This window comes from Phycisphaerae bacterium, from assembly GCA_018003015.1.
GTDB lineage: Bacteria > Planctomycetota > Phycisphaerae > UBA1845 > PWPN01 > JAGNEZ01.
The window spans coordinates 1-16,805 of sequence record JAGNEZ010000053.1 but is presented as its reverse complement, the minus strand read 5'-3'; the positions used below and the strand labels follow the sequence as shown (position 1 = coordinate 16,805).

14 protein-coding genes are annotated in these 16,805 nt (G+C 65.8%); 3 read left to right on the top strand and 11 right to left on the bottom strand.

The annotated features are described in order from the left end of the window. Window positions 1-206 precede the first annotated feature (206 nt). The 3 genes from KA354_18920 (at window position 207) to KA354_18910 (ending at window position 3,263) form a co-directional block, all read left to right on the top strand. Window positions 207-866 (top strand): ABC transporter ATP-binding protein, encoded by a 660-nt coding sequence (locus tag KA354_18920; protein ID MBP7936720.1) that lies wholly within the window; start codon window positions 207-209, stop codon window positions 864-866. Window positions 867-934: 68 nt separating this feature from the next. After that, entirely contained in the window at window positions 935-2,014 is a 1,080-nt protein-coding gene (locus KA354_18915; protein ID MBP7936719.1) for an efflux RND transporter periplasmic adaptor subunit, read from the top strand. A 52-nt stretch (window positions 2,015-2,066) separates the two neighbouring features. Beyond that, window positions 2,067-3,263 (top strand): hypothetical protein, encoded by a 1,197-nt coding sequence (locus KA354_18910; protein MBP7936718.1) that lies wholly within the window; start codon window positions 2,067-2,069, stop codon window positions 3,261-3,263. 6 nt (window positions 3,264-3,269) lie between these two features. Here KA354_18910 and KA354_18905 read toward each other — a convergent pair whose 3' ends face one another. The 11 genes from KA354_18905 to KA354_18855 form a co-directional block, all read right to left on the bottom strand. After that, window positions 3,270-4,205, bottom strand: a complete 936-nt coding sequence (locus KA354_18905; protein MBP7936717.1) for a bifunctional methionine sulfoxide reductase B/A protein — start codon at window positions 4,203-4,205, stop codon at window positions 3,270-3,272. Window positions 4,206-4,395: 190 nt separating this feature from the next. Further along, entirely contained in the window at window positions 4,396-6,000 is a 1,605-nt protein-coding gene (locus KA354_18900) for an NADH-quinone oxidoreductase subunit N (GenBank protein MBP7936716.1), read from the bottom strand. Beyond that, a complete protein-coding gene (locus tag KA354_18895; protein ID MBP7936715.1) occupies window positions 5,997-7,739 on the bottom strand; it encodes an NADH-quinone oxidoreductase subunit M in 1,743 nt (580 codons plus the stop codon). Before KA354_18895 ends, KA354_18900 begins: the two co-directional genes overlap by 4 nt. 4 nt (window positions 7,740-7,743) lie before the next feature. Beyond that, window positions 7,744-9,702, bottom strand: a complete 1,959-nt coding sequence (nuoL, locus tag KA354_18890; protein MBP7936714.1) for an NADH-quinone oxidoreductase subunit L — start codon at window positions 9,700-9,702, stop codon at window positions 7,744-7,746. Window positions 9,703-9,732: 30 nt separating this feature from the next. Next, window positions 9,733-9,990 (bottom strand): NADH-quinone oxidoreductase subunit NuoK, encoded by a 258-nt coding sequence (nuoK, locus tag KA354_18885; protein ID MBP7936713.1) that lies wholly within the window; start codon window positions 9,988-9,990, stop codon window positions 9,733-9,735. Window positions 9,991-10,051: 61 nt separating this feature from the next. Then, window positions 10,052-10,804: an NADH-quinone oxidoreductase subunit J gene (locus KA354_18880; protein MBP7936712.1), complete on the bottom strand. Its 753-nt coding sequence runs from the start codon at window positions 10,802-10,804 to the stop codon at window positions 10,052-10,054. Further along, a complete protein-coding gene (locus KA354_18875; protein ID MBP7936711.1) occupies window positions 10,801-11,379 on the bottom strand; it encodes an NADH-quinone oxidoreductase subunit I in 579 nt (192 codons plus the stop codon). The genes KA354_18880 and KA354_18875 overlap by 4 nt, the downstream gene beginning before the upstream one ends. Continuing rightward, complete coding sequence (nuoH, locus tag KA354_18870; protein ID MBP7936710.1) at window positions 11,376-12,545, bottom strand: NADH-quinone oxidoreductase subunit NuoH; 1,170 nt, start codon at window positions 12,543-12,545, stop codon at window positions 11,376-11,378. Before nuoH ends, KA354_18875 begins: the two co-directional genes overlap by 4 nt. Before the next feature lie 301 nt (window positions 12,546-12,846). Beyond that, window positions 12,847-14,472 carry a (2Fe-2S)-binding protein gene (locus KA354_18865; GenBank protein MBP7936709.1) on the bottom strand — a complete coding sequence of 542 codons (1,626 nt, stop codon included), beginning with the start codon at window positions 14,470-14,472 and terminating at the stop codon, window positions 12,847-12,849. A gap of 52 nt (window positions 14,473-14,524) precedes the next feature. Further along, window positions 14,525-15,889: an NADH-quinone oxidoreductase subunit NuoF gene (gene nuoF, locus KA354_18860; protein MBP7936708.1), complete on the bottom strand. Its 1,365-nt coding sequence runs from the start codon at window positions 15,887-15,889 to the stop codon at window positions 14,525-14,527. Between the two features lie 3 nt (window positions 15,890-15,892). Continuing rightward, window positions 15,893-16,510 (bottom strand): NAD(P)H-dependent oxidoreductase subunit E, encoded by a 618-nt coding sequence (locus KA354_18855; protein MBP7936707.1) that lies wholly within the window; start codon window positions 16,508-16,510, stop codon window positions 15,893-15,895. Window positions 16,511-16,805 lie beyond the last annotated feature (295 nt).

Below are 16,805 nucleotides of genomic sequence, written 5' to 3'. Positions count from 1 at the left end.
GTCCTCGCGGCCCGGCCGATATTCAGGTTCGCATGCGGGTCCTGCGACCAGCCACACCGCGGCGAAAGCGTGCGTCTTCTTCCCCCTGGTTGCCGGGAGAGTCGACATTCGAGGTGCCTCAGGAGCTGAACAGAGTGATCGAAGTCGCCGACAACGTGGCCTTGCAGGTCGAGGAGGTACACAAGAGCTACCTCGAAGGCACCCGCATGGTTGAGGTGCTCAAAAACGTGACCCTCCATGTCCGCCGCGGCGAGCTGACCTTGCTGGCCGGACCCAGCGGCTCGGGTAAAACCACCCTCCTGACCATCATGGGCCTGTTGCTCAAGCCGACCAGCGGAAAGATCGTCCTCCTCGGCCGCGAGGTCACCGCCCTGGGCGAGGCGGCCCTGCCCGCCATTCGCCGGCGCCATATCGGCTTCATCTTCCAGGGATTCAACCTGCTGAGCTCCCTGAATGCAGTCCAGAACGTGGAGGTCGCCCTCGGCCTGCAGGGCGTCACCGGACGCCAGGCCCGCAGACAGGCCATGGAACTCCTCCAGCACGTGGGCTTGGAACACCGCTGGCGACATCGACCGGCGGCCATGAGCGGAGGAGAAAAGCAACGCGTGGCCGTGGCCCGGGCCCTGGCCAGCCCCGCTGAGTTGGTGCTCGCCGATGAACCGACCGGCAACCTCGACTCCAACACCGGCTCCCAGGTCATCGCGACACTCCAACAACTGGCCCACGAACAGAACCGCGCGGTCCTCGTCGTGACCCATGATCAGAGCTTGTTCACCCTGGCGGATCGAATCGTCCGCCTCAGGGACGGCCGGATCCTCGATGACGAACTTGTCTATCGCGGGGCATCAGCTAAAATGCCCGCTTGACGGGCGGGCCAACCGCCGGCCGACGGATCGGCCCGGAGTGACGGCGCGACGGATCGCCGAGGTGTGCTGTGAAGAAGCCTTGGATACAGTGTCTGGTGTTCTTTGGCCTCCTGGCGGCCACCGGTGTCCCCCTGTTCTACTACGGCTCCGGCCGCTCGGCCATCGGCCAGGCCCAGCCACACCCCCCCGAGACCATCTGGCCCGGCCACGATCCCCACCTCCTGTTCAGCGCCCCCGGCGTGACCGAGCCCTCCTCACGCACACTCCAGATCTTCAGCGAGGCCTCCGGCACCATCCGGCAAATCTTCGTCAAAAGCGGCGATGCCGTCACCACCGGCCAGGCGCTCTTCGAACTCATCAACGATACCCAGATGGCCCAGGTCCGCCACCGCCAAGCCTTGGTCCGGGCCGCTCAGGCTCAATTGGCCAAACTCCGAAGCTGGGAACGCCCCGAGGACCGCATCATCGCCCGGGAACAGTGGCAGGAGGCCGAGGCGATGGTCCACCTGGCCGAGTACGAACTCAAACGCGTCGAGTCCCTGGTACGCGAAAACGCGACCTCCGACAAGGAACTCATCAACGTCCGCGAAAACAACGCCGCCGCACGCGCCCGGGCCAACGCGGCCAAGGCCCGCTTCGATCGGGCCGAGGCCGGCCCTAGCAAGGAGGATGTCGAGGTCTGCGAGGCGGCCGTCGACGAGGCCCAAACCCAACTCCAGGTCTCCCAGACCGTCCTGGCCAAAACCACGGTCAGAAGCCCAATCGATGGCATCGTGATCTACCGCCATCTCGAGCCCGGCGAGGCCGTCGGCCCGGAAGTCGGTAAACCCGTACTCTCCATCGGCAATCGCGATGTCCTCCACCTCCGGGCCGACGTCGATGAGACCGACCTGGCCAAAGTCAAGCTCGGCCAGCAGATCTTCGCCACGGCCGATGCCTTCGGATCCACCCGGTTCGGCGGCCGGGTCGTGCACATCGAACAGACCCTGGGCCGCAAGAACTTCCGGACCTATTCTCCGACCGAAAGAACTGATACGAGGATATTGGAGGTGGTCATCGCCTTGGACGACGGCGGCAGCCTGCCCCTCGATCTGCAGATGACCACCTGGTTCCTCGACGATGACGCCCCGGACACCGCCTCGAAGTGAGAGCCCTCGAGGCCCGGGCGCCCTGACCTTGGGCCGTTGAGCATCGCTGGATATGCAAACACACCGCCGATTCGCAACCGTTGTTCTCACCCTCGGAGCCGCCTGGACGGCCGGGTGCGGCCCGTCCTCGCCCTTCGCCGAACAGACCTCCCCCCGCCTGAAGACCGCACCCACCGCCACCTTCCGGGCCGGCTCCCTCCTCGGAACCCAGGCCCTTCGCGGCCGCAACTACCTCATCCTCGACCAGGTCCCGCTCATCGATGAGTACTACCTGTTCAGCATCCAAACCAGCGAGGGCGTCATCCAGGCCCACGGACTCAACATGCTCACCCTCCGCCTGGAGGAAATGCGCTCCGTCGAACTGGCCGAACGCATCAACACCGGTTCACATGTCGCCCGCGGCGGCGTCGACTCGCTTAGGAAAACCACCGAGGGCCTCGGCGAAATCCTCACCGATCCCGCCGGTACGCTCATCCGCGCCCCAGGCGGCGTGGAACGGGCCATCACCGAACAGTTCGACCCCGCCGACCGACGCGCGGGCAGCCTCGTCCGCCGCCAGCTCGCCGCCGCGATCGGCTGCGATCCCGAAACCAGCAACCCAATCCTCAAACGCATGCTCGACAGCATGGCCCTGCGGCGGAAACTCGGCGAACTGGCCACCGGCGGTGCACTCGGGCTGGCCGTCCCCGGAGCAGGCTTACTGTCCGGCGCCGCCGATATCAAGCACACCGTCCAGACAACCTTGCCCCACGAGATCAACGCCGGAATCGAGAACCGCCTGCTCCAGATGGGCATCCCTCAGGACCTGGCCCGCGAGTTCATCCGCCAACCTCACTTCACCACCACCCAACGCATGGTCTTCATGTGGTTCTTCGGCCAACTGCAGCATGTCGCCGGACGCGCCGCCGTCGTCACCACCGCCGCCCAGGCCCGCGATGAGGCCGAGGCCCTCGGCGTCATCCACCAGACCGTCCTGCTCGCTCAACTCGCCCAGCGGCGAACCATCCGCCAACTCACCGGCACATCACCCGTCGTCGCCGTCCTCGACGACGATACCCTCGTCGCCGTCCGAACCGCCGACTACCTCTATAACCCGCAACCCGCCATCGACGCCGTCAACCGCTGCCGAACCGCCCGGCCGGAGACACCGGCCGCACTGGTCATCACCGGCCGATTCGCCCCTCAGGCCGCCCAAGCCTTGGTCCGGGCCGGCATCCGCCCGGCCGAGAACGGACGCTTGACTTGGTAGCCGGCCTCAATTCGTCGGCAGCGGACACGAGCCACCGTGTTTGACGTGATAGTCCTGGTGATACTCCTCCGCCTCGTAGAACGGCAGGGCAGGCTCAACCTGGGTGACGATCTTGCGGCCGCGGAACCGCGAAGATTTCGACAGCTCCTCAATGTACGACCTGGCCTCCTCGGCCTGCCGGTCGTCGACCGCGAAGATCGCCGAGCGGTACTGGGTCCCGACATCCGGCCCTTGACGGTTGAGCTGCGTCGGGTCGTGGATCCGAAAGAACCATTCGAGCAGCTGGCGATAGGTCACCTGCTTCGGATCAAACCTCACCCGCACCGTCTCGGCATGACCCGTGGCGTGCGCGCAAACCTGCTGATAGGTCGGGTGCGGCGTCTTTCCACCCTGGTACCCCGACACGGCGCTGATCACCCCCGGCACCTGCTGCAGCCGGTCCTCAATCCCCCAGAAGCAGCCACCAGCGAAATACGCCGTCTGGAACGCGATCGGCCGCGATTCGGGCGGCAGCTCCTCTCCCTTCCGGTGAAACCGCAACGCCCCGGAGTTCAGGCAGTAACGCAGACCCGTCGGCCTCGGACCATCGTTGAACACGTGTCCCAGGTGACATCCGCACCGCACACAGAGCGTCTCGATCCGGATCATCCCGTGACTGGTGTCGCGCACCTCGCGAATGTGAGCCTTGTCAAACGGCTGGAAGAAACTCGGCCAGCCGGTTCCGGAGTGGAACTTGGCGTTCGACGAGAACAGCGGCAGCCCGCACAGCCGGCACAAGTACGTCCCTTCCTCCTTGTTGTCCAGCAGGACGCCGCAGAACGGCCGCTCGGTTCCCTTGGCCAGCAGAATGTCACGCTCCTCGGGCGTTAGAGCGGCGGCCAACTCCTCGACACGACGCCTCGGCAGGGGGGTCAGGTCGTATCCGCTTTCCGAGTAGATCATCTTGCTTCCCTTCTTGCTCTTCGCGCTCTCCTTGGCCGCCGGCCGGCTCGCCGCTTTCGCTGCAGCCCGCGGCCCCGCCTCGCTGACCGTCCAAGCCACCAGCACCGTCAGCAAGACGGCCGCCAGCCCCCGCCAACCCACGGCTCCCAATGCGCTCATCGCTCAGCCTCCCGCCGCGATCCGTCGCCGCTCACGGCGGTCCATTATAGGGGGCTTCAGACCGGGACGTGTAAACCGTTTCCGGTCGGGCGGAATCCTCCGGCGGTGCGCCCGGAACAGCGAAAACCGGTGTCGGGCAGGAACTCGAAGGGCTCACCACCGCGGCTCCTTCCTGGGCCGGTTGGAGAAGAAGATGCGGCCGAAGACCCAGCAGGAGAACCACGACCGCACAGGCCAGCAGGCCCAGCCGCTGTGAACGCACGGCCTCGAACGAGAGCTCGCCTTGCGGTGCCGACAGGTAGCACGCCCCAATGACGCGGAGGTAATACACCGCGGCCACCGCGGCGTTCAAGACACCGATCACCACCAGCAGGATCATCGCCCCCTGATGTGGATGACCGGCACCCGCGGACAGAGCACTGCCGAAGATCAACACCTTGCCCAGAAAGCCCCCGGTCGGCGGCATACCCATGAGACCGAACAGACACAAGGCCATGACCAGGGCCGGAGCCGGAAAGCGTCGAGCCAGGCCGGCCAGATCGTCGAGATCCTCCGCCGCCTTCGAGCCCGCCCGCAGGTACGCCAGCACTGCAAACACGCCTAGGTTCAGCACGCCATAGACGATCGCGTAGAACAACATGGCCGACCACCCGTCGTCGAGTGGCCCGCCGCCCCCGGCTGGGCCGGCCAGCACCGCGACCAGCAGGTACCCCGAATGGGCAATGCTCGAGCAGGCCAGCATCCGCTTCACGCTGCGCTGCCAGAGGGCCTGACAGTTGCCCACCGTCATGGTCGCCGCCGCCAGGAACCACAGCAGCCAGAACAACCCGGCGGGCGGACACCACGCCTCCGCACGCGTGCCGCCGGCCGGGGCGATCAGGGCCAGCAACTTCACCAGGGCCACGAATCCGGCCAGTTTCGGAAGGAAACCCAGCAGGGCCGTCACCGGCGCGGCCGCCCCCTGGTACACGTCCGGGGCATAGAGGTGAAAGGGGATGACGGCCAGCTTGTAGGCCAGGCCCATCATGGCCAGGACCATCCCGATCAGAACGAGCGGATCATGAGCATCCAGCAGGCCGGCCATGCCCGAGAGTCGGCACGTGCCCGAGGCTCCGTACAGGAAACTGAAGCCGTAGACCAGAACGCTCGCGGCCAATGATCCCAGGAAGAAGTACTTCATGCCCGCTTCGTGAGCCCGAACGTCGCGACCGCTCGCCGCAACCAGGACATAGGTCGGCACACTCACCAACTCGAGGGCCAGGAACAGCGTGATCAGATCGTCCGCCGAGGCCACCAGCGTCAGCCCGGCCAGGGCAAAAAGCACCATGGCAAAATGCTCGCCCTTCTCGCCAGGCGAAGGCAGATGGAGGTGAACGAGCATGACCAGCAGGCCGACGCTCAGTCCGGCGATACGGGCATACCAGGTCAGGGCCGAAACGCGAATACCCGGCAGATCGGCCCCGCCCGAGGCACACGGTTGCAGCGACAGCCAGATGGCCGCCGCGACCGCCGCCATCGCGATCCACGGCGGACCGGCCCGCAGCCGCATCGAACCCGATACGCCGGCCAGCAACGCCAACCCCGCGGCGACCAGGAGCAGCATCTCCGGAGCCAGGATGGAGAGACCGTACGTCATCTCGGTGCCGTCCTTCCTGGACCATCCCCGGGCCGGCCGAAGGACGGCTGGGGCTTCCATCCATCGCCCGCGGTCAGGAGTGGCTCATTCTCGCTCGAGCCGGAAGAATCGGCGGTCGCGGGCAGCGAGACATCATGCACATGGGCCACGATCTGCGTGGTCAGCCCGGCCTGCATCGACTGGATCATCGGTTTGGGCCACACGCCGAGCACGACGCAAAGGACCGCGACGGGAGCGAGGATCGCGATCTCGCGCCGGCAAAGATCGCGCTTCGTCAAGGCGGTGCCCGAGGCGGGATCCGGGCCTTCCTTCGCCGGACCGAAGAGCACCCGCTCGCACAGCCAGAGCATGTAGATCGCGCCAAGAACAACGCTCAGGGCGGCGGGTATCGCGAAGGCCGGCCCCAGCGGTCCGCCCGGCAGCCGGTCAGACTCCGCCTGCGACGCGAATGTGCCCAGCAGGACGAGGAACTCGCTGACAAAGCCGTTCAGGCCGGGCAGACCGATGCTGCTGAGCGTGAAGAAAACCAGAAAGAACGCCAGCCAGGGCATCCGCCGGGCCAGGCCGCCGAGTTCGTTGATCTGACGCGTGCCGCATCGCTCCTCGATCATCCCTACCAGCAGAAACAGGGCTCCGGTGGCCAGACCGTGATTGACCATGCCCAGCAGCGAGCCGGTGAGGCCGGCCATCTTCAGACTGAACAGCCCCAGGACCAGGAACCCCAGGTGCGAGATCGAGGAGTAGGCAACAAGCCGCTTGATATCCGTCTGGATCCAGGCAATCAGGGCTGCATAGAGAATGCCTGCGATCGCCAGATCCGCGATCAACGGAGCGGACTCGGTGGTCGCGGCCGGCAGAACGGGAAGGACAATCCGCAGGAAACCGTACGTGCCCAGCTTGGACAGGACGCCGGCCAGCAGCACCGTGCCGGCCGTTGGGGCCTCACCATACGTCAGCGGAAGCCAGGTGTGCAGCGGAAAGAGCGGGACCTTGATCGCGAAACCGGCGGCCAGTGCGACCAGCAGACAACGCTGGGTGGCGAGGGGCAGTCCTGAACCCACGGCGTACAGCGTGTTCAAATCGAAGGTGAACCGACCGACCGCGGGTGATTCCGAGGCCGCGAAGGCCAGATACAGCACGCCCGCGAACAGCAGCACGCTGCCGGTCATGGTGTAGACGAAGAAGGTCGCTGCCGCCCGCCGGCGATCCGGACCGCCCCAGATGCCGATGATGAAGTAGAGCGGGATCAGCGTGAACTCGAAGAAGACGTAGAACAACAGGAGATCACGGGCGCAGAAGACGCCCAACATCCCGGCCTCCAGCAGCAGGAGCAGGGCGTAGTACTCCCGCACTCGTTCGCGAATGCCCCCGAAACTCACCCAGACGGCCAGCGGCCCCAGCAGTGCGGCCAGCACGACCAGCCAGAGGCTCACACCGTCAACACCCACGTGATAGGCGAGATCCACTCCGCCCGCCGGTCTGGAATGGCTGAGCCACGCGAGCTTCTGGTTGAGCAGGAACTGGCCGCCCTTCCATCCCGCGGAGGCGTCGGCGGGCGTGCCCTGGTAGAACAACACCACAACCGCCAGGGCCTGGACCAGGGTGATCAGCGCCCAGCCGAGAGCCTGCCGCCGAACGCGATCGTCCGACGTGCCGCGCGACAGGGCGATCGCGATCGCGCCGGCCAGCGGCGTCGCGATGAGCAAGGTCAGAATCCAGTGAGTCAGCCCGTGCGCCATTCGATCAGATCACCAGTAGAACAATCACGATCAGGGCCAACCCCCCCATCATCACCACCGCGTAGTCCTGCACCGCCCCGGTTTGCAGGACCCGCCAGGCCGCACCACAAGCTCTCGGCCCCCATGACACCGCACGCACCAAACCGTCAATCACATGAACGTCCGCGCCGAAGAGCGCCTGCGCCAGCCGTCGCAGCGGCCGGACCACGATCGCATCGTAGCACTCGTCGACGTAGAACTTGTTGAACACCACCTGGTGGCAAGGGGCCGCCATGGCCGCGCCCCGTTCCGCCCAGTCACGGCGTCGAACGTAGACCGCGTAGGCCAGTCCGATGCCCATGAACACCAGGATCGTGGAGCAGTAGGTCAGCATGTGCCCGAGTCCCTGTGGCGGGCGGGGGGCCAGGCGGCTGAAAGGGCGAAACGTCGCGTCGAGGAACCGGCAGAGCCAGCCGTTCGGCTCAACCAGCCCCAGGAACCCGGCGCGGTCGATGGTCACGTCCACGTAGCCCGCAAACAGAGCACCGACCGCCAGGATCGTCAGCGGGACAAGCATCCACACGCCGGATTCATGGGCGTGAACGCCCTCCGGCACTCGTTCCGGACCGTGGAACGTCAGAAACACCATGCGGAACGTGTAGAAGGCGGTCACCAGCTCGCCGAACAGGGCGATGGCCCCGAGCGGGGTGGAAGCCGCAAAGGCACTGTGGATGATCTCGTCCTTGCTGAAGAAGCCGGACACGAACGGGAAACCAGTCAGGGCAAGCCCGCCGATCAGAAAGGTCACGTAGGTCACCGGCATCCGCCGCCTCAGCCCGCCGAAGTGGCGGAGATCGACGGTGCCGGCCAGAGCGTGCATCACGCTCCCCGCCCCGAGGAAGAGCAGGGCCTTGAAGAACGCATGGGTAAACAGGTGAAACACGGCGGCGTTCGCTGCGTACACGCCGAGTCCGAGAAACATGTAGCCCAACTGGCTGATCGTCGAGTACGCCAGGATGCGCTTCATGTCGTGCTGAGTAAGGGCGATCAGTCCGGCGAACAGGGCGCTGGCCGCTCCGATGACGGCCACGACGGTCATGGCCGCCGGCGAGCGGGTGAAGATCTCCCCGCAGCGCGCGACCATGTAGACGCCCGCGGTCACCATGGTGGCCGCGTGGATCAGGGCCGACACCGGCGTCGGGCCTTCCATCGCGTCGGGCAGCCAGACATGCAGCGGGAGCTGGGCGCTCTTGCCGATCGCTCCACAGAAGAGCAGCAGGGCGACGGTCGTGCACTGGGCGGTGGTCAACTGCCCGATCTTCTCGAAGACGACGGCGTAGTCGAGCGGATTGCGGCCGGCTTCGACCAGGGGACTGATCCACAGGTAGATGAACAGAATCCCCAGCCCGAAGCCGAAGTCGCCGATCCGGTTGACCAGGAACGCCTTTCTCGCCGCCGTGGCCGCCGCCGGACGCTGGTAGTAGAAGCCGATCAGCAGGTAGCTGCACAGCCCGACCGCCTCCCAGCCGAGATAGAGCAGCAGGAAGTTGCCCGCCAGAACCAGCACACACATCGAGAACACGAACAGCCCGAGGAACGCGAAGAACCGCTCGTAGCCGCGCTCGGGGCGCCCGCCTGCGCGCATGTAATCGCGGGAGAAGATGAGCACCAGCAGCGATACGCCGCAAACCGTGACCAGCATGATCGCGGTCAGCGGATCCATGCGAAAGCTGACGTCGAACCAGAGATGAGCGTCCGGGGCGATCCATTGATACAGATGGTAGCTGTTCGACAGTCGGTCGCCGCCTCCCGGCTCGGCGTACATGAAGACTCCGAGCATGATGCCGCTGATCAGCAGGGCGATGGCCACGCCCACGATCACCGGCCAGTGACTGGCCCCGCGCAGGAGCCTCGGACCGGTGACGCCGGCGATCAACGCCCCGATCAACGGCGCCAGCGGGATCGCCGGGGCGCCGTTGAGCATCCCGAATTGTCTGAACTCCTCGGTCATTCCTCAGCCCCGCATCGACCGCCAGACGTCGGCATCGAGGGTCAGTTTGCGCCGGAACATCACCACCACGAGCCCCAGGGCCAGTCCCGCTTCGACTGCCGCGGCCACCAGCAGGAAAAGGGCGAACACCTGGCCGTCCAGGCCGTTGTGAAAGCGGCTGAAGCCGACCAGGTTGACGACCACACCCTGTAGCATGACCTCGGTCGAGAGGAACATGATGATCAGGTTCCTCCGGGTCAGGAAACCGACGACGCCGAGCATGAAGAGCAACGCCCCCAGCAGGATGTACCCGTGCAACTCCGACACTCGAAACAGTCCTTTCCTAGAACGGTGGCACCTCTCGCCCGATCTGTCCCAGTGGCTTTCCTGGCCCGGCCGGCATCGCCGCTTCGTCCGCGGTGACGCGCCGATGCACCAGCCAGATCGCACCCACGATGGCCGCCCACAAGAGCACGCCGGCCACTTCCAGAGCCACGAAGTACCGCGTCAGCAGCGTCCCCGCGACCAGCCGCACGTTGCCCGGTTCGCCGCTCGCGGCGGCGGAGGCCGCCTGCGTCGCCGCGACCGGCTGCTCGGTCAGCAGCTGGGCGATGGCCGCCACGAGCAGGGATGCGACGATCACCGCGGCCAGAGGCTCGCGGGCCCGGTTGTCATACTCCGCCGGGCCGTGCTGCTGAGCCAGCATGATGACAAACACGTAGGTGACCAGGATCGCCCCGGCGTAGATGATCACCAGGGCCGCACCGAGGAACTCCGCATCGGCCAGGATCAGCTCGCCGGCCACGGCGAGGACAACGAGCACCAGGTAGACGGCGCTGTACACCGGCCGGGGATGGGAGACCACCCGCACCGCGCCCCACAAGGCCGGAATCGCCAGCAGCCAGAAGTAGAAACGGCGCATGTCCCAATCACCCATCCGGCGAAGGCCCAGGATGGCCAGCCCGACTATCGCGATGGTGACCATAACGCCTGCCCACGACGGCCGGCGGGCTTGCGGGCGGGGCATCAGACTGTAGAGCCCGGCCGCCCCGAGGAGCATCACCCCGTACAGAATGTAGAACCAGCTGTGGCTCATGTGAGTCCTTGCCCCGGCTGGCGGGTGCACAGTTCCGGATGGCCGGTGCCGGCGTATCCGGTGATCGGCGGATCCTTCCGCGGCTTGATGTCCTTGGTCTGATCGTACACGTCGAGCAGCTTCTCCTTGTCGTAGATCATGTCCGCCCGCGTCCGGCCGACAACATGGTACAGGGGGGTGAGTTCAATCGCGTCCACCGGGCAGGCGTACTCGCACATCCCGCAGTAGATGCAGCGCAGCTCGTCGATCTCGAACTCGACCGGGTACTTCTCACGGTCTGGCCAGGGAGCCTCGCCCGCCACGATGCGGATGCAGTTCGCCGGGCATGCGGTCGAGCACATGAAACAGGCCACGCAGGCCACCCGGCCCTGCTCATCGCGGTTCAAGCGGTGCAGGCCGCGGTAGTTCTCGATCCGCTGGGGAGCCCTCTCCTCCGGATACTGAACCGTACGTTTCCTGTGGAACAGGTGCCGGAGCGTGGTGATCATGCCCCGGAGAATCGCCGGGAGATACGCTCGCTCCGCGGCCGTGACCGCGGGCTCCTTGACCACGAGCAAATCCTGCTCACGAATCATGAGCCACCTCCGCCCGAGGGGATCGGTGGCATGTGCGTCTGACGCCCAGTCACCGCCCGTCGCGAACAGCTCAGCCGCAGCCAGAGCAGGGCGAGGATCGCCAGATTGCCGATGGGCGCCGACCACGACACCGCCTGGTCAAGGTACACCAGTACGCCGGTCAGAATGACCAGGGCCAGTCCCAGGGGCACGAGGCTCTTCCAGGCCAGACGCATCAGCTGATCGAACCGGAACCGGGGAATTGTCCATCGCACCCACATGTACACGAAGATGAGGACCGCGATCTTGGCGAACACGATGCCGAACCGCAGCAAAGCGGCCGGCCAGGCGGTGCCCTGGTTCAGCCAGTCCAGCCAACCCCAGCCGAGCCTTCCACTGAATGGGAACAACTCCCAGCCGCCGAAGTAGAGCGTGACCATGAGGGCGCTGGCCGTGATCATATGGGCGTATTCGGCCAGGAAGAACAGGCCGAACTTCATCGAGCTGTACTCGGTGTGGTAACCGCCGACCAGTTCCTGCTCCGCCTCGGCCAGATCGAACGGCGTGCGGTTGGCCTCGGCGAAGGAGGCGATGATCAGCAGGAAGAAGCCCAGGGGATGGAGCAGGAGGTTCCAGCATCCGCCAGACTCAGGCCGTATCTGAGCGGCCACGATCCGCTCCAGCCGCAGCTCACCCGAGGTCAGCACCACAATCAGGATGGCCATGGCCATCGGGACTTCGTAGCTGAGCAGCTGTGCGGCCGCCCGCATGCCCCCGTAGAACGCGTACTTGTTGTTGCTCGCCCAGCCCCCGAGAACGATGCCGTAGACGCCCAGCCCCGCGACGGCCAGGATATACAGCACGCCGATGTCCAGGCTGGCCACCTGTACGCTGACCCGCCGGCCGCTGGCAAACTCAATCTGTCCGCCCCAGGGGATCACCGCAAAGCCGATCATGGCCACGATGAAGATGACGGCCGGGGCCAGCAGGAACAAACCGCGATCGACCTTGGCGGGAATGAAGTCCTCCTTGAGGAACATCTTGATTCCGTCGGCCATCGGCTGCAGGAGACCCATCGGCCCGACCCGGTTCGGTCCGCGCCGGTCCTGCACGTACGCGGCGACCTTTCGCTCGAAGTAGATGCAGTACGCCACCGAGGTCATCATCACCCCGATGATCGCCGCCATCAGCAACACGCTGAAACCGAGTTGTGTCTCAAGCCAACCCAAAACCTGCCATCCTCACCATCGAGGCGGAAGCGGTGCGTCGCTGTCACCCGATCAGATCAGCAGTCAGCCGGACTTAACCAGCCACCTGCACATCATCCACCGCGCTGGCGCCGAACCAGACGGCCGAATCGAGCCGGTCGCAGTCATTCCCGAAACGCACAGCCGGTGCGATGTCGATACACTCGTAGAGTGTGCGACCTTGCTCAACTCTCCGTTCTCCATTCTCCATTCCCCAACGTTGCCTCATGCGACGTTGGAGTCAATGCTGATGCTTGGGCAGCGCCGGTGGCCGATAGACCTCGCCGAACTCCGGCATGCTCGCCGCCATCATGCTTCGCACGCGCTCGGCCTTGTATAAACCCTCATATCCGGCCAGAGCATACAGATACTGACCGTCTCGCCACAGACCTTCGGGCGGATGCACCACCCGCTCGAAGGGTTGCACAACGCCGTCCAGGTTGATGAACGTCCCATCGCGTTCGACCCAGGGGCAGGCCGGCAGGACCACGGCCGCCGCGCTGCTCAGAGCGCTGGGGAACAAGTCCTGCACAACCAGGAAGCCGACCTGCTTCGCGCCGGCCAGGAGCGTGTTGGGCGCCCGGCTGCTCTTGAAGTGGCCGCCGGCGATCCATGCGGCCGCGATTTGCCCTGCGGCAATGTGCTCGCCCAGCGATTCGCGGTCTGTCGTGGGGCCGCCCACCGCCTGGATGACTCGTTCCACCCCGCACCGGTTGGGGCACTTCTCGGATCGGATCGTGAACCCGGCGTCTCCCTCCGACGCCCCGAAGGGAAACCGCAGATCCTCGCCTTCCGTCGGCACGTCGCCGAGTGTCAGGAGCGCACCAGGCGCGACGCGGCGCACCCACGACGCCAGCAGCCAGGCCTCTTCGCAGGCCATCATCGGCGAAAGCTGCGCGGCTACCGCTTGATCGCCGTGCCTCGCCGCCGCCGCCGCGAACTCGCGGCGAATCAGGTCGAGCAGCCTGGACCAATCGTCGGCCGCAGCCCTGTTCGGCATGCGGACCTCGGGCCGCACAATCCGTCTCGGATCGCGGAGGACCTTGTACACATACCGCCCGTCGTCGCAGATCCACCAGCCGTTGACCTTCGGATTGTGCCGCGGGCGGATGCGGTGGACGACGTTCTCGCTGTGATCGACGAACGTCGTGCAGCCGGTGCTGCAGCCCGGGCAGACCGACGGCGTACTCCGGAACATCCACACCCGCTGCGCGAAGAGGAAGTCCTTGTCCAGGAGACTCCCGACCGGGCAGAGGTCAACGACGTTGCCCTGGAGCTTGTTGGCCAGCGGCTCGCCGGGAAAGACGTCGATCTCAGCGCGGCTGCCGCGATTGATGACGCACAATTCCTTCGTGCCGGTGACCTCGCGGGTGAACCGCACGCATCGCGAGCACATCACGCAACGGTCCTGGTAGAGCAGGGTGTGCGGGCCGATGTCCTTCTTGGGATTCCTGTTCTTGACCTCGACCATGCGGGAGTCGGCGTGGCCGAAGCGCAAGGCGTAGTCCTGCAGCCAGCATTCGCCCGCCTGGTCGCAGACCGGGCAGTCGAGCGGGTGGTTGAGCAGCAAGGCCTCCATGACGTGCCGCCGGTTGGCCCTGACCGGCTCGGTCTCGAACCGCACCTCCAGGTCGTCGGCCACCGGTGTCTGGCAACTCGGAACCAGCCTCGGGCTCCATTCCAGCTGCCCGGTGCGCGGGTTGCGGATCCTCATCTCCATCAGGCACAGCCGGCAGGATCCGACGATCGACAGGGCGGGATGATAGCAGTAGTGAGGCACCTCGATGCCCGCGTCCAGCGCAGCCTGGAGGACGTTGATGCCGTCCCGGCACTGGATCTCGCTGCCGTCGATGACGATCCTGGCCATTCGTCCACCGTCTCAAACCCGCGCCGCCCGAGGGGCGGCACATGGCCGTCGCTCACCATTTCCTGTTCGCGGCCTCCTGGGCCAGCACCGGCAACCGGTAGACCGACCGGTTGTTGCCTGAGAGTGTCTCCTCGACGCTGCCCGGCCGCTGGGCTTGAATGTGCCGCTCGAACTCCGCGCGATACTTCGACACGATCGTGCGGATGGCATAGTTCGCCCCGTCCGGCAGGCCGCAGATGCTCTGCCCGTCCATCATGCCCATGGTGCGGGTCAGCGACTGCATGAGGTCGAGATCCTCGATCCGGCCCGCTCCGGCCGCGATGCGCCGGGCGATCTTGTGCAGCCAGTCCGTCTGCTCGCGGCACTGGGTGCATTGGCCGCAGGATTCCCGGGCGTAAAACCGGGCGACGTTCACGAGGACGTCGCGCATGTCGGTGTCCTCGTTGATGATGATGGCTCCGGCCGTGCCCAGCCCGAGAAGCCCGTACCTCTGCGGATCGTCGAAGTCCAGCCTGCAGTCGAGCTCGTCCGCGCTGAGAATGCCCACAGACAGCCCGCCGGGAATGACCCCCTTGACCTTCCGGTTGCCGATCATACCCCGGGCGTACGCGTCGCCGAAGACGAGCTCGCGCACGCTCAGCCCGAGCGGGGCTTCATAACAACCGGGCCGGTTGACCGGTCCGCTGACCGTGTACAACTTCGGCCCGGAGCTACCCGCCGGACCCAGCGATAGGAACCAATCAGATCCTCGGGCGATGATATGCGCCACGCAGCAGAGCGACTCGACATTGTTGACCACGGTGGGTCGGCCGAACACGCCCGAGACCGCCGGGTAGGGGGGCTTGATCCGGGGCCAGCCGCGCTTGCCCTCCAGCGACTCGATCAAACCGGTCTCTTCGCCGCAGACGTAGGCCCCCGCTCCGCGGTGAATGTGGCAGTCCAGGGACATGCTCGTGCCAAACAACCCCCTTCCCAACAGACCGGCCGCATACGCCTCATCGATAGCCCGCTGAAGAACGTGAAATGTTTCACAAAACTCGGCGCGAAGATACACGTAGGCCGTTCGTGCCTGGGTCGCATGAGCGGCGATCACCATTCCCTCCAGGAGCTGGTGCGGATCGTGATCGACCAGGTAACGGTTGTTGAACGTTCCCGGCTCGGACTCGTCGAAATTGACGCAGAGATAGGTGGTTTCGCGCCCCGGCGGCAGCAGGCTCCACTTCACGCCGACGCGGAAACCGGCCCCGCCCCGGCCACGGAGGTCGGAGGCCTTCACCAGGTCCACGACCTGCTGGGGCGACATCGTCGTGACCGCCCTGCGGGCGGCCTGATAGCCGCCACGGGCGCGGTACACGGCCAGCGTCCGAGAGCCCTCGACGCCGACGTTGCTCAGTAGGACCGGTTCATACCCGCCCATGGGTCATCCGTTCTCCGTCCCTCCGGCCGAGGCCTGCTCGGTCCGGCCGCGGTCGTCAGGGGGATCATAGAGGCTGCTGCGGGCGATATCGAGCCGGTCGTTGCCCGGGTCCTTCAGAATCGCGGGTATCTGTTCCGCCGTGAGCCGGGGGTGGAGTCGCTCGTTGATGAGCATGCACGGCCCGTGCTCGCACGCCCCGAGGCATTCCTCGGTGATGAAGCTGTACTGGCCGTCGGGTGTGGTCTCGTGCTCGTCGATGCCCAGTTCGCGCCGGACGGCGTCGGCTACCACTCGGCCGCCCATCAGCTCACAGCTCAGCGAGCGGCAAAGGACGATGACCTTCCGGCCCCGGGCGTGAGGCCAGAAGTGGGTATAGAAGCTGGCCGTGTCCATGACCTGCGACGGGGCGAGGCCCAGGAGCTCGGCCACCTCCTTCATGACCTGGAGGCTCACGCAACCGGCGGCCTCCTGAGCGATGTGCAGGGCCGGCAGCAGGGCCGCCTGGCGAGTCGGATACCGGTCGAAAAAGGCGCGGATCTTCTCCTTGACCGCCTCGGACAACACCGGCGGCGCCCCCTCCGGCATCGCCGGTCGGTTACGATCAATCGCTTGCCAAGCCACAGCCCACGTTCCTCGGTTTCAAAGAAGCCGCCGCGAGATCACAAGAGCGCACATCCCGATCGCGTTCACCAGCCGAGCTGGCTCTTTCCCCTGCGGTTCACGGCTGGCGGACTCGGCAACACCGGATGCACTGTACTGCTTCCTCCATTCTCGACTCTCCATACTCAATTGGGTGTAACTCGCCGGGCGCGCCCTCATAAGGTCCTATAATACAAGCCTTTACAGCTTGTGGAGTTGTGATATAAGGGTCTCCAGAGGTGGAACATTGCTTGTTCAGGACGATGTTCGGCCCTCT